Below are 12,902 nucleotides of genomic sequence, written 5' to 3'. Positions count from 1 at the left end.
CCCTCCCCCCGGTACACCGCGAGCAGCTCCCCATCAGCCTCGACGCGGAACCTCCCATACACCCCACCCCACCTCATCGTCCTCCCGTTGCAGACCGCGACGGCCTCTCCTTCGTTCACCTCCCTGACCGGCAGATGCTCCAGCAACCCACGTGGGTGTATTATGCGTTTATGCACGGACTCCGCGTCCAGTGCTTCGGGGGGGAGGGCGTCCTCTACGTGCAGGTGCCCGGTCGAGAGACGTCGGAGGGAGGTGAGGTAGGCGGCGCTCCCGAGGGAGGCGGCAAGGTCGGAGACGAGGGAGCGGACGTAGGTTCCCGAGCCGCAGGTTATGGAGAAGGTCGCCTCGTCACGTCGGGAATCAAAGGAGACGAGTTCGAAACGCTCGACCCGGACGCGGCGGGGTTCGCGCTCGACGGAGATGCCGCGGCGGTGCAGATCGTAGAGGCGCTCGCCGCCCACCTTGAGGGCGGAGACCATGGGCGGGGTCTGCAGGATCTCCCCGGTGAAGCCGGGGAGGATCGCCCGGATCTCCGCCTCCGGCGGCAGGGTCGCGCCCTCGATCTCGACGATCTCGCCGTCGGCGTCGAGGGTGTCCGAGGTGGCGCCGAAGCGGGCCGTCGCCAGGTAGGTCTTGGGCAGATCCATCACGTACCGGGAGAGCCTCGTCGCGCGTCCGACGAGGACGACCAGGAGCCCGGAGGCCATCGGGTCGAGCGTCCCTGCATGGCCCACTTTGGTGCGGCGGGGCAAGAGTCGCTTGACCGGGTCGAGGGCTCGGGCGCTCGTCGTGCCGGAAGGCTTGTCCAGCAGCAGTGCACCCGAGAGAGTCGGGCCGGCTATCGGGCGCCTCCGAGGTCGACCACCCTGGCGAGCTCCGCCAGGAGCATCTCCTTCGCCTTCTCCGGGCGCACGCCCTCGACGGTGTAACCCGCGGCCAGACGGTGTCCCCCGCCGCCGAAGCGGCGGGCGATCTCGCCCACGTCCACCGCCTCCGAGCGCAGCGAGGCCTTCGTCCCCTCGGGAACCTCGCGCAGGTGGGCGACCACGTCCACGCCCGCCACGCTGCGCAGGTAGTCTATCGCCTCCTTGGAGTCGAGCTCGGTGGCACCGGTACGCTCGTAGTCCTCGTTCTCGATCGTGGTCACGACGACCTCGCCGTAGCGCCGGGCCTTCGCCAGGCAGAGGCCCACGATGTTGAGCTGCTCGATGGTCGCCGTGCGGTTGAGGCGGTCGTACATCTCCGCCGGCACGACCCCCGCGCGCATCAGTTCGGCGACTATCTCGTGCGCCCGGGGGGAGACGTTGCGGAAGCGGAAGCCGCCCGTGTCGGTCCTTATCGCCGTGTAGAGCGCCTCGGCCGCGGGTTTTTCCACCTCAACCCCGAGCTCGAGGTAGAGGTCGTAGACGATCTCCGCGCTCGCCGCGGCCCGGGGGTTTACCAGGTTGTACTCGGCGTAGAGGGGGTTGTCCTCGTGGTGGTCGATGTTCAGCCGCGGGGTTCCGCCGACACCGGCCCGGTCGGCGCGGGAGGTGTCGACGACGAGCAGGTCGTATCCCTCGGGGGCCTCGAAGAGCTGCTCGTGCGGCAAAAGCCAGCGGAGGTATTCGGGTACGGGCTCGCCGTGGCAGAAGACGGCCTCGGCCCCCAGCCTGCGCAGCAGATAGACGAGGGCCACCGCCGATCCCACGGCGTCCCCGTCCACGCCGGTGTGGGTGGTGACCGCGGCCCGGCTGATGCCCTTTAAAAAAGCGGCCACCTCCGCCGGCGTGTTAACCTCCGCTCGGGTCGTCATCGTCTGTCTTTACCTCCCTCAGTACGGACTCTATCTTCGTCGCCCGCTCCACCACCGGGTCCGGCTCGAAGTGCAGCCGGGGCGTGCGACGCAGGTGCGTCTGGGCGGCCACGGCGGCCTGGACGCGCCCCGCGGCGCTCTGCAGGCCCTCCCGGGCCTCCCGCTCGTCGTTTTCGGCGAGCACGCTGTAGAACACCGTCGCCCGCGAGAGGTCCGCACTCACCCTGACGTCCGTCACCGTCACCAGCCCCTTTATTCGGGGGTCCGAGAGCGCGGCCACCTCGTCACCGATGATCTCCTTGAGCTGCGACTCTATCTTCCTCGTGCGTTCGCTCACAGCTTCAGAAACTCCTCCCGCCACTCGAGGATAGAGAGCTCCTCATAGCCCAGCAGGATACGGCGAAGCTCCTCCCGCCTCTGCTCCGCGGCCGAAGGCGAGACGGCAGCGAGGGCCACCTCGATCGTGGCCCTCTGCCAGAGGTCCTGGTGGTCGCACTCGACCACCGAGACGTTCCTGCGTCTCAGGCGCTCCTTTATCGAGCGTACGGTCTGACGCTTGTCCTTGAGGCTCGCTGCGTAGGGCAGCTCCAGCTCCAGACGTAGCGCGAAGAGCAAGGGTCACTCTACCTCGGAACCTCGACGACCTGGTAGAACTCCAGGACGTCACCCTCTTTTACGTCGTTGAAGTTCTCTATGCCGACGCCGCACTCGAAGCCCTGCCGGACCGAGCGCACGTCGTCCTTGAAGCGCCTGAGCGAGGCGACCTGGCCGTCGTAGATCACGACGCCCTCGCGCACCACCCGCACGCGGTCGTTGCGGGAGATCTCACCGCTCGAGACGTAGCAGCCGGCGACGGTGCCCACGTTCGGCACCCGGAAGGTCTGGCGCACCTCGGCCGTGCCGGTCTCCCGCTCGGTCTCCTCGGGCGCGAGCATCCCGCGCATGGCCGCCTCGATCTCCTCGATCGCCTTGTAGATGACGTTGTAGGTGCGTATCTCCACGCCCTCGCGCTCGGCGAGCTGCTTGGCGGTGTTCGTCGGGCGGACGTTGAAGCCGAGCAGGATGCCGTCCGAGGCCGATGCGAGCATCACATCGGAGTCAGTCAGCGCCCCGACACCCGAGCGGACGATGTTTATGCGCACCTCGTCGGTGGAGAGCTTCGCGAGCGCGTCCTTGAGCGCCTCGACCGAACCCGCGGCGTCGGCCTTGACGACCAGGTTGAGCTCCTGGGTTCCGCCCTCACCGAGGAGATCCTCCAGCGTCCGACGTGGTCCGCTCTCCGCCAGCTCCTGACGCCGGAGGGCGGCCTCTTGCTGCTCGGCGCGCGAGCGCGCTATGCGTTCGTGCTCGACGACCTCGAAGCGCGTTCCCGCCTCGGGAACGCCGGAGAGCCCCAGGATCTCGACCGGCGTGCCGGGGGTGGCCTCCTTGATCCTCTTGCCCGTGTAGTCGAGCATCGCCCGCACCCGGCCGTAGGCGGTGCCGGCGAGGACCACGTCACCCTTGTGCAGGGTGCCCCGGGTTATGAGCAGGGTGGCGACCGGCCCGCGCCCCGTCTCGAGCTCGCTCTCGATCACGTACCCGCTCGCCGGAGCCTTGGGGTTCGCCCTGAGCTCCTCGAGCTCGGCGACGACCAGGATGTTCTCCAGGAGCTCGTCCACCCCCTCGCCCGTCTTCGCCGAGACCGGCACCGTCACGGTTTCGCCGCCCCACGCCTCGGGGGTCAGGCCCCGCTCGGCCAGCTCGCCGTAGACCCTGTCCGGGTTGGCGTCCGGCAGGTCGATCTTGTTGAGCGCCACCACGATCGGAACCCCGGCCGCCCGCGCGTGCTCTATGGCCTCCTCGGTCTGGGGCATCACCCCGTCGTCGGCCGCCACGACGAGCACCACGATGTCGGTGACCTGCGCCCCGCGGGCGCGCATCTCGGTGAACGCCTCGTGTCCCGGGGTGTCGATGAAGGTTATCCTGCGCCCGTCGACCTCGACCTGGTAGGCCCCGATGTGCTGGGTTATCCCCCCGGCCTCGCCGGAAGCGACGCTTGTGTTGCGGATGTAGTCGAGCAGCGAGGTCTTGCCGTGGTCCACGTGCCCCATCACCGTGACCACCGGCGGTTTCTCGACGAGGTCTTCCGGGGAGTCCTCCGCCCCGCCCTCCTCGGACGCAGGCTCCTCGGCGCCGCCGATCTCCACCTTCACGCCGAGCGCCTCGGCGACGAGCTCTATCTCCTCGGTCGAGAGCGTCTGGGTGACGGTCTTCATCTCCCCGAGCTCGAAGAGCACCTTGACGATCTGGGCCCCCGGCACACCGATGGCCTCCGCCAGATCGTTCACCGTCGCGCCGGGCTCGACGCGCACGGCGGCCGCCTCACCGCCGCCTTTCTTCCCGCCGTCGGGCTGCGCCTCCTCATGCCCGGAGGTCGCCTCCGCCGCCCCCCGGGAAGAACCGCGGCTCGTCGCACTCGCGTCTATGACCACCCGGCGGCGCTTCCTGCCACCCTTCGAGTGCCCCCTGTCCCGCTGGTCCCGGCGTTGTTCGTCGGCAGACCCGGCGCCGCCGTTGCCGGAGAGTCCGCCGAACACCCGTTCGTAGACGGGATCCTCGATCGTCGCGAAGTGGTTTTTCACCTCCACGCCCGCGTCGTTGAGGCGCCCCATCACTTCTCTGGTGTCCAGGGAGAGCTCGCGGGCAATCTCGTATACACGTCTAGCCATTCTCAACTACCTCCCGCTATCGGAGCCCTCCACCAGGTCTTCGAAGTCCTTGGCCTGAGCCTGGTGGGACGGTATCCCGCAGAACAGAGACCCCGGAAGCGCCATGTTGGCGCACCGCTTGCCGTTCGAGAGCACGGCCCGGCAGCGGTGCATCGAGGACTCTTCGTCAGGCTCCCACTCGTCTTCCTCTTCGTCCAGCTCGATCGCCTGGCTCTCGGGCTTTATGTCTATCTTCCAGTCGGTGAGCTTCACGGCGAGCCGGGCGTTCTGCCCCTCGCGGCCTATAGCCAGCGAGAGCTGGTCGTCCGGCACGATCACCTCGGCCTGCCGGTCGTCCTCGTCCAGGTAGACCTCGCGCACCCGCGCAGGCGAGAGCGCCTTGGCGATGAAGCGCGCCGGGTCCGGGTCCCACTGGATGATGTCTATCTTCTCGTTCCGGAGCTCGGAGACCACCGCCCGCACCCGGCTGCCGCGTGGCCCCACGCAGGCCCCCACCGGGTCTATCCCGGACTCATTCGACCACACCGCGATCTTCGAGCGCAGGCCGGCCTCGCGGGCGACGGCCTTGATCTCGACGAGCCCGTCGTAGATCTCGGGCACCTCCAGCTCGAAGAGGCCCCGCAGCAGCCCCTCGTGCCGGCGGCTCACCACCAGGGAGGGCCCCCGTCCGGGTTCCCGGATCTCGAGCAGGTAGACCCTCAAGCGCTGGCCGTTCTCGTAGCGCTCGCCCGGCACCTGCTCGCTCGCCGGGAGGATCGCCTCCACCCTCCCGAGGTCCACGATCGTCATCCTGCGGTGCGCCTGCTGGACGATGCCGGTGACCACCTCGCCGATGCGCTCCCCGTACTCCTCCAGGAGCTGCCGGTTGTGGACCTCGTTGAGGCGCTGGTAGAAGGTCTGGCGCATCACCTGAGCCGCGATCCGGGTGAAGTCGTGCGGGGTTATGTCCTCCCCGTTCTTCATCACCCTCAGCTCTCCGGTCTCACGGTCGAGGACGACCTCGGCCCCCTCCACCGCTCCCTCTCTCTTCTCGTAGGCAGCGAGCAGGGACTCCTCCAGAACCTCCTTGACCGTATCGAAGGGTATTCCCTTCTCCGTCTCTATCTCGTGCAGCGCCGAAAGCAATGCCGTGTTCATACCTGTATGTCCTCCTTGAGGTGCGCACGCGTGACGGAGCGGTACGGCAGCTCCACCATCTCGCCCCCCTCCGAGAGCCTCAACACGAAGCTCTCCTCCCCGGCCCGCTCTATGATCCCGGTGAAGTTGCGCCTGCCGCCCACCGGTTCCCCGAGCCTCACCTTCGCCTCCCGGCCGGCGAAGCGCCGAAAATGCTCGGGCTTCGTCAGGGGGCGCTCGATGCCGGGCGAGGAGACCTCTATCATTCCCGTGTATCCTTCGGCCTCGAGGGCGGGCGATACCAGCGATATCACCTGCGCACAGAAGTCGTGGTCGACCGGGCCGTCCTCCCGGTCCACGAGGAGCGTCAGCAGGGGCCCACCACCGAAGCGGGCCTCGACCAGCTCCGTCCCGGCGGGCAGCACCTCTTCTACGACCTGTGCCAGCCTCTCAAGCTTCGCCGTCTCCAAACCTCCTGCGGGCGTTAAAAAAGCAACGAGTCCTTGCGGACCCCTTGCTTCACAACAACTCCATTGTACATCAGAGTATGTAGGTTACAAGGCCGCCTAGCGGTTGGGTATGAACGGTCGGCCGTCGAAGAGCTTGCTCAAATCTCCGTATGTGGCGAACAGGAAGACGGCCAGAAGCAGCGTGAGCCCGAAGGCGGCGATCTTCATCACCGTCTCCTTGCTGACCGGCCTCCCGCGCACCTTCTCCGCGGCTATGACGAGCAGGTGCCCCCCGTCGAGCGGCAGCAGCGGAATCAGGTTGAAGAGACCGAGGTTGAGGCTTATGAACGAGAGCAGGGAGAAGAAGTACCCCTGCGAGACCGACTCGCTGCTTATGGCGACGATACCGATGGGGCCGCTGACGCTCTTGGAGAAGCTCTGCTGCCCGCTCGCGAGCTGCCCCACGAAAGACCCGAGCTGCTCGGTGACGAACCAGACCCTGCTCGCCGCGAGCCCGGTGGCTTCGAGGGGACCGTAGATCCTGCGCACCGGCTGGGGCTGCACCCCGACGAGCGCCTGTCTCGGATCGTCCGGGTTCTTGCCGAGCCTGCCGGAGAAGGTCATCCTGTGGCCGTCCCGACTGACCACCAGGGTGGCCTTCTCGCCGGGCTTCCGGGAGGAGACGGCCTTCTGGAACCCGCTCCAGCCGTCCATCCTGTCGCCGTCGAAGGCGATGATCCTGTCCCCCGGCTTCACTCCGGCCTGCGCCGCGAACGAGTGTGGCACCACGCTCTCGACGCGCATGCTCGCACCCGTTATGACGCCGGAGAACATGTAGACCAGAGCGAGGATGACGATGGAGGCGAGGATGTTGGTGAACGGGCCGGCGAGGATTATGAGGGCCCGCCTCCACGGTGGCTTGGCGGGGTAGGTGTCCGGGCCCTTCTCTTCGTCGTCCATCCCGGCCATCCTGGCGAAACCACCGAGCAGGACGATCCTGAAGGAGTAGACCGTCCGTCCTATCTTCTTCTGCAACAGCGCGGGACCGAAACCCACGCTGAACTCGGGTACGTGCACGCCGAGCGCCTTCGCCGTGAGCATGTGCCCCATCTCGTGGATGACGATCAGGAAGATCAGGCCGAGTATGGCTATGACTACGGTCAAGTCTCTACCTCTCAGAAGTTCGCCGGAGGCTTCTCGTGGTTATCTTACCGCACATACCGCCGCGCCCGGACCTGCTACGAGGCCAGCAAAACCAGGTAGTAGAGCACCGGGGCGGCGAAGAGCAGGCTGTCCACCCTGTCCAGCATGCCGCCGTGCCCGGGCAACAGCCTGCCGAGGTCTTTTATCCCGAGGATTCTCTTGACCGAGGACTCGAAAAGATCCCCGGCCTGCCCGAAGACCGAGATGACCCCGCCCGCGACGAACGACTGCCAGAGACCGAGCCCGAGGAAGTGCGGGGCCCCCACGCCGACCAGGACGGAGGCGGCGACGAGCCCGCCGATCGCCCCCTCCACGGTCTTCCTGGGACTCACCTCCGGGGCCAGGAGCCGCCGGCCCACGAGGAGCCCCGTGAAGTACGCCCCCGAATCGGAGGCCCAGCTCCCGACGAGCAGCAGAACCACCAGCAGACGCCCGTGTGGCAGCCCGGCGAGCAGCCCAACGAAAGAGAGCGGCACCCCGACCCAGAGCGCCATCATGAACCCGGCGAGCAAGACCAGGGGCGTGCGCGCCCCGCGCCTCTCGAGCAGGATGGCGAGCGTCACCGGAAGCACGAGCAGGCTGCCGCCGAGCGCCCCAGAAACCCCGAAAGGACCTGAGAGCACCACCGGTCCGAGCCCGGCGCCCACCCCGGCCGAGAAAGGGAAGGGAGGCAGCGCCTGGGAGACCTCGTACGCCGCGATGACGGCCACGACGACGAGCGCCGCCAGGATCACCCACCGGCCGGCGGCGATCACCCCGGCTATCACCGGGAGCAGGATGAGCGCGGTGGCGAGCCGCCACCGGAGCAATTCCTACACCCCGCCCCGACGCCGGGACCTGGTCCCGAACCATTCGATGGCCCTGATGAACTCCTCGGGCGAGAAGTCAGGCCAGAGGGTCTCCGTGACGTAGAACTCGGCGTAGGCGATCTGCCAGAGCAGAAAGTTAGACACCCTCAGCTCCCCGCTGGTGCGTATGACGAGGTCCACCTCCGGGGCCTCCGGCGCGTAGAGGTAGCGCCCAAAGGTAGCCTCGTCGAGCTCCTCCGGGGGAACCCCATCGGCCACGATGCGCCGGGCTGCGTCGACGATCTCGCTGCGACCGCCGTAGTTGAGCGCTATGTAGACGTTCAGGCGGTCGTTGTGCGCGGTGAGGCGCTCCGCCTCTTCGATCGCCTCGCACACCGCGGCGGGCAGCTTTTCGCGCCTGCCCATGAACCTCAGCCTCGCCCCACGCTCGTTGAGCTCCGGCACCTTGCTGCGCGCCGTCTCCAGAAAGAGCTCCATGAGCGTGTTCACCTCGGGTTCGGGGCGGATCCAGTTCTCCGTCGAGAAAGCGTACAGCGTGAGGAACTCCACCCCCACCCTGCCGGCCGTCTCGAGCAGAGGCGTGAGCACGGTGACCCCGGCCCGGTGCCCGGCGGTGCGTGGCAGCAGCCGCCTCTTCGCCCACCGGCCGTTGCCGTCCATGATTATCGCCACATGCCGCGGCACCGCGCCCCGTCCACCCTCGGAGCGGGCGGGCACCCCGAAAACACGTTCCCTCAAAGGCTGCAGGGGCTCAGACCTCCCGAAGTTCGGCTTCTTTCTCCTCGAGCGCGGCGTCTATGCGGTTTACGTAGCGGTTGGTGAGCTTCTGCAGCTCTTCCTCCGCCCGGCGCTCGTCGTCCTCGGAGATCTCCCCCATCTTCTTGAGCTCGACGATATCCTTCATCTCGTCGCGCCGGATGTTGCGCACCGCGACCCGGCCCTCCTCGGCCATGTGGTGGACGAGCCGGATCAACTCGCGCCGGCGCTCCTCGGTCAGCTCCGGGATGGGTATGCGGATGATCTTGCCGTCGTTCTGCGGGTTGAGGCCGAGCTCGGAGTTGCGTATCGCGCGCTCGATGTCTTTTATCGAGTTGGGGTCGAACGGGGTGACGGACAGGAGGCGGGGTTCGGGGACGCTGATGCTGGCCAGGCTCTTCAGGGGAACTTTCGTGCCGTACGCCTCGACCTCGACCCTGTCGAGCAACGAGGGGTTGGCGCGTCCGGTGCGCACCGCTCCGAACTCTCGCTTCACGGCTTCGACGGCGCCTTTCATCCGCCTCTCCGCAGCGGTGAGATCCACAACCTCAGACATCGCTCTCTCCTCCGCTCCCGTCCTTCCACACCAGGGAGCCCACGCGCTCGCCTTTGAGTATGCGGCGCAGATTGCCGGGCTTCAGTATATCGAAAACGATGATCGGAAGCTGCTCCCCCCCGCACAGCGTGGCCGCCGTATGATCCATCACCGAGAGGTTCTTCGAGAGAAGATCCATGTACGTCAGGCGCGGGATGCGCACGGCGTCCGGGTGGACCCTGGGGTCCCGGTCGTAGACCCCGTCCACCCGGTTCTTGGCCATTAGCAACGCATCCGCCCCGATCTCCAGCGCCCGCAGGGCGGCGCCAGTGTCGGTCGTGAAGAAGGGATTGCCGGTGCCAGCAGCAAAGATCACCACCCGCCCCTTCTCCAGGTGTCTTATCGCCCTGCGGCGGATGTAGGGTTCGGCGACCTCCTGGATCTGTATCGCCGACTGAACCCGCGTGGGGACCCCGCGCCGCTCGAGCGCCGCCTGCAGCGCCAAGGCGTTTATGACGGTCCCGAGCATCGCCATGTAGTCGGCGGTGGCGCTCTCTATCCCAAGCTCCTCGGCCACCCGCGAACCGCGGAAGATGTTCCCGCCGCCGACCACCACCGCGAGCTCGGCCCCGGCCTCGACGGCCTCGAGGACCTGCGTGGCGGTGGCGTCGAGCGCATCGGGAGCTATGCCGTAGCCGCCGTTCCCGGCCAGGCTTTCCCCGGAGAGCTTGAGAACCACCCGCCTTACGGGACCGAGATCCTGGGCGTTCGTGGCAGGTTCAGCCTCATCCTTACCGACAGACCCGGCCATGGACCTCCCCGGTCTAGAGCTCGTACCGGACGAAGCGCCGGACCACGATGTTCTCGCCGAGCTTCTGCACCTGCTCCTTGAGCAGGTCCTCCACCGTCTTGCCCGGATCTCTGACGTAGGGCTGCGTGAGCAGGGCCCGCTCGGAGGCCCACTTCTTGAGGCGCCCCTCCACGATCTGGCGTGCGATGTTCTCCGGCTTGCCCATCTCGGCAACCTGCTTCTCGACGATCTCACGCTCCTCGGAGAGCGCCTCCTCGGGGATGTCGTCGACCGAGACACACAGCGGCTTCATCGAGGCGATGTGCATCGCGATGTTGCGGGCGAACTCCTTGAACTCCGGCGTGCGCGCCACGAAATCCGTCTCGCAGTTGACCTCGACGAGCACCCCGACCCGGCCGTTGAAGTGCACGTACGCCTCGATCAGGCCCTCGTGGGCCTCCCTGCCGCTCTTCTTTTCGGCGGCGGCCTGCCCCCGCTCCCGCAGGACCCTGCGCGCCGCCTCGATGTCCCCGCCGGACTCTTCCAGAGCCCGCTTCACGTCCATCATCCCGGCCGCGGTCTCCTCCCGCAGCTGTTTGATCTTCTCTATCGTGCTCGCCAAACCTACCCTCTCTCCTCTTCTTCCTCCGACTCTACAGCCTGCCCATCGCCCGCGGATACGCCGACCTCGCCATCTCCGGTCTCTTCTCCTCCCGGAGAGGAAGGAGCGACCTCCTCCGTCTCTTCCTCTTCCCCAATGGGCACCTGAGGCTCGGCCGCCTTCGCCTCCTCGACCGCCGGCGGTATCGGACGGTCCGCATCCTTTATCTCCTCGCCACCGCGCCCCTCGAGTATGGCCTCGGCGATGAGGCGCGTGATCAAGTTTATCGAGCGGATGGCGTCGTCGTTGCCCGGGATCACGTAGTCGATCACGTCCGGGTCGCAGTTGGTGTCGGTGAGCGCGACCACCGGTATCTTCAGCCGGTTCGCCTCCCGGACTATCAGCTCCTCCCGCTTGGGGTCCACGACGTACAACGCCCCGGGCAGCCGCTCCATCTCGGTGATGCCGGCGAAGTTGCGCCGCAGCTTCTGGTACTCCTTCTCGAGCGCGAACCACTCCTTGCTCGTGCGCTCCTCCTCGGGCGTCTCCGCCACCCGGGCCGCGAGCTGCTTGAAGTACTCGATCCGCGGCCGGATCGTGCGGAAGTTGGTGAGCATGCCGCCGATGTAACGTTCCGCGACGTACGGCTGCCCACACCTCAGCGCCTGCTCGGTGATCGTGAGCTGCGCCTGCTTCTTCGTCCCGACGAAGAGTACGTCCTGCCCGGCGGCAGCCACGTCCCTGACGAAGGCCAGCGCCCGGTCGAGCAGCGTCAGGGTCTGATCGAGATCTATGATGTGTACCCCCGCCCGCTCGGCGAAGATGAAGCGCTTCATCTTCGGGTTCCACCGCTTGGCCTGGTGTCCGAAGTGTACCCCCGCCTCTAGCAGCTCTCTTACGCCTATCTTCTGCTGGGTCGCGTTCTCCAACTCTCTCTGCTCCTTGTTGCGATCAGGTGGTTATCTCCTCCGCCCGCGTACGAAGTCCGCGCCAGAGACACGGACCACCACCTCGTTTTGGGGCTCTCTCAGAGGCTCCTCGCAGGCGTGTGTACTCAAACCCAGTTGATACTAGCACACCACAAATGTTCCTTCTAGAAGCTCCTGACAGAGGGTCTCCGCCGGGGATTTAACTACAACTCAAGCATCCGTAACATAATCGTTACACGCTCTATATGGCCTCGTTATCCAGTCTGTCGCATAATCACTCTGCCCCGGTTAGACCAGCTGGAGTTCCCCCTCCAGCGCCTTCACAACAACAACCGCCGGGGCTTTTTCCATCTCTCCTAACGGTTCTCCTCCAGCTTGGACCTGAGTTTGATGAGTGCCTGACGCAGGATCTGGGAGATACGGCCCTCCGACAGGCCGAGGGCCCGGCCTATCTCCCTCAGGGTGAGCCCCTCGTAGAAGTAAAAGGTGGCTACCACGCGCTCCTGCTCGCCGAGCTCGCCTATCGCTTCGGCCAGGTGCCGTCTTAGGTCGGTCTGGCTCGCCTCCGACTGGGGATCGGAGGCACCGAGGTCGGAGATCATGCCGTGCAGCTCTCCGCCGAGGCGTTCGCTCATCTCCATCCTGGCCTCCAGGGAGTAGACCCTCGAACGGGTGTACCACCCCAGGAGGTTGCGGTACTCGTGCAGCGGCAGGTTCATCTCACCGGCCACTTCCAGTTCGGTGGGGTTCCGGCGCAGGCTCTGGGCCAGGCGGGAAGAGACGAGTTCGGCGTCCCTTATCTGGGAGCGCACCCTCCTCGGAACCCAGTCCTGCCTGCGGAACTCGTCGAGGATGGCCCAACGGATCTTGGAAATGGCGTAGGTTTCGAACTTGGTCTGCCTCTCGGGGTCGAAGGTCTCTATGGCGTTGAGCAGCCCCATCTGACCCCAGGCGATGAGCTCCTCGGTATCCACCGCGCCCTTCACACCGGCCGGCATACGGCCCGTGACGTACTTGACCAGTGGCGAATAGTTGACCATCAGACGATCCCGCAGCCGGTTGACCTGACGCCGCAGGCCGGACCGGGCGCGATCATCGCCCGGGAGCCCCGCGAGCTCGCTCCGGCGCGCGAGGTAACGCTCCCACAGACGCCCTAGTGTATGACCACCCCCGATGCCCAAAAAACCCCCCTCCAACCAGCAACCGAC

General features: G+C 66.7%; 15 protein-coding genes. All 15 read right to left on the bottom strand.

All coding sequences use genetic code 11. The features are described 5' to 3' along the window. On the bottom strand, window positions 1-809 hold an 809-nt coding region (gene truB / locus PJB24_RS14615), incomplete at its 3' end, for a tRNA pseudouridine(55) synthase TruB (protein WP_273847131.1). A gap of 29 nt (window positions 810-838) precedes the next feature. After that, window positions 839-1,795: a DHH family phosphoesterase gene (locus PJB24_RS14610; RefSeq protein WP_273847125.1), complete on the bottom strand. Its 957-nt coding sequence runs from the start codon at window positions 1,793-1,795 to the stop codon at window positions 839-841. Continuing rightward, window positions 1,773-2,132 (bottom strand): 30S ribosome-binding factor RbfA, encoded by a 360-nt coding sequence (gene rbfA, locus PJB24_RS14605; RefSeq protein WP_273847123.1) that lies wholly within the window; start codon window positions 2,130-2,132, stop codon window positions 1,773-1,775. Before rbfA ends, PJB24_RS14610 begins: the two co-directional genes overlap by 23 nt. Next, the gene (locus PJB24_RS14600) at window positions 2,129-2,410 is read right to left on the bottom strand and encodes a DUF503 domain-containing protein (RefSeq protein WP_273847121.1); all 282 of its coding nucleotides are present in this window, start codon (window positions 2,408-2,410) and stop codon (window positions 2,129-2,131) included. Before PJB24_RS14600 ends, rbfA begins: the two co-directional genes overlap by 4 nt. An 8-nt stretch (window positions 2,411-2,418) precedes the next feature. After that, the gene (gene infB, locus PJB24_RS14595) at window positions 2,419-4,506 is read right to left on the bottom strand and encodes a translation initiation factor IF-2 (protein WP_273847120.1); all 2,088 of its coding nucleotides are present in this window, start codon (window positions 4,504-4,506) and stop codon (window positions 2,419-2,421) included. 6 nt (window positions 4,507-4,512) lie between these two features. After that, the gene (nusA, locus tag PJB24_RS14590) at window positions 4,513-5,643 is read right to left on the bottom strand and encodes a transcription termination factor NusA (protein WP_273847118.1); all 1,131 of its coding nucleotides are present in this window, start codon (window positions 5,641-5,643) and stop codon (window positions 4,513-4,515) included. After that, window positions 5,640-6,092: a ribosome maturation factor RimP gene (locus PJB24_RS14585; protein ID WP_273847116.1), complete on the bottom strand. Its 453-nt coding sequence runs from the start codon at window positions 6,090-6,092 to the stop codon at window positions 5,640-5,642. The genes nusA and PJB24_RS14585 overlap by 4 nt, the downstream gene beginning before the upstream one ends. 96 nt (window positions 6,093-6,188) lie before the next feature. Continuing rightward, window positions 6,189-7,235, bottom strand: coding sequence for a M50 family metallopeptidase (locus tag PJB24_RS14580; RefSeq protein WP_273847114.1), 1,047 nt, complete (start codon window positions 7,233-7,235; stop codon window positions 6,189-6,191). Between the two features lie 74 nt (window positions 7,236-7,309). Beyond that, complete coding sequence (locus PJB24_RS14575; protein ID WP_273847112.1) at window positions 7,310-8,083, bottom strand: phosphatidate cytidylyltransferase; 774 nt, start codon at window positions 8,081-8,083, stop codon at window positions 7,310-7,312. A gap of 3 nt (window positions 8,084-8,086) precedes the next feature. After that, window positions 8,087-8,821: a polyprenyl diphosphate synthase gene (uppS, locus tag PJB24_RS14570; RefSeq protein ID WP_273847111.1), complete on the bottom strand. Its 735-nt coding sequence runs from the start codon at window positions 8,819-8,821 to the stop codon at window positions 8,087-8,089. Between the two features lie 13 nt (window positions 8,822-8,834). After that, a complete protein-coding gene (frr, locus tag PJB24_RS14565; protein ID WP_273847108.1) occupies window positions 8,835-9,395 on the bottom strand; it encodes a ribosome recycling factor in 561 nt (186 codons plus the stop codon). Beyond that, window positions 9,388-10,185 (bottom strand): UMP kinase, encoded by a 798-nt coding sequence (gene pyrH, locus PJB24_RS14560; protein ID WP_273847106.1) that lies wholly within the window; start codon window positions 10,183-10,185, stop codon window positions 9,388-9,390. The genes frr and pyrH overlap by 8 nt, the downstream gene beginning before the upstream one ends. 13 nt (window positions 10,186-10,198) lie before the next feature. Continuing rightward, window positions 10,199-10,786 carry a translation elongation factor Ts gene (gene tsf / locus PJB24_RS14555; RefSeq protein WP_273847104.1) on the bottom strand — a complete coding sequence of 196 codons (588 nt, stop codon included), beginning with the start codon at window positions 10,784-10,786 and terminating at the stop codon, window positions 10,199-10,201. Window positions 10,787-10,788: 2 nt separating this feature from the next. After that, a complete protein-coding gene (gene rpsB, locus PJB24_RS14550; RefSeq protein WP_273847103.1) occupies window positions 10,789-11,694 on the bottom strand; it encodes a 30S ribosomal protein S2 in 906 nt (301 codons plus the stop codon). 356 nt (window positions 11,695-12,050) lie between these two features. Beyond that, window positions 12,051-12,875, bottom strand: coding sequence for a FliA/WhiG family RNA polymerase sigma factor (locus tag PJB24_RS14545; RefSeq protein ID WP_273847101.1), 825 nt, complete (start codon window positions 12,873-12,875; stop codon window positions 12,051-12,053). Between the last annotated feature and the right edge of the window lie 27 nt (window positions 12,876-12,902).

The sequence above is a fragment of the Rubrobacter calidifluminis genome, from assembly GCF_028617075.1.
Taxonomy (GTDB): Bacteria; Actinomycetota; Rubrobacteria; order Rubrobacterales; family Rubrobacteraceae; genus Rubrobacter_E; species Rubrobacter_E calidifluminis.
This window is presented reverse-complemented; position numbering and strand designations above follow the sequence as displayed.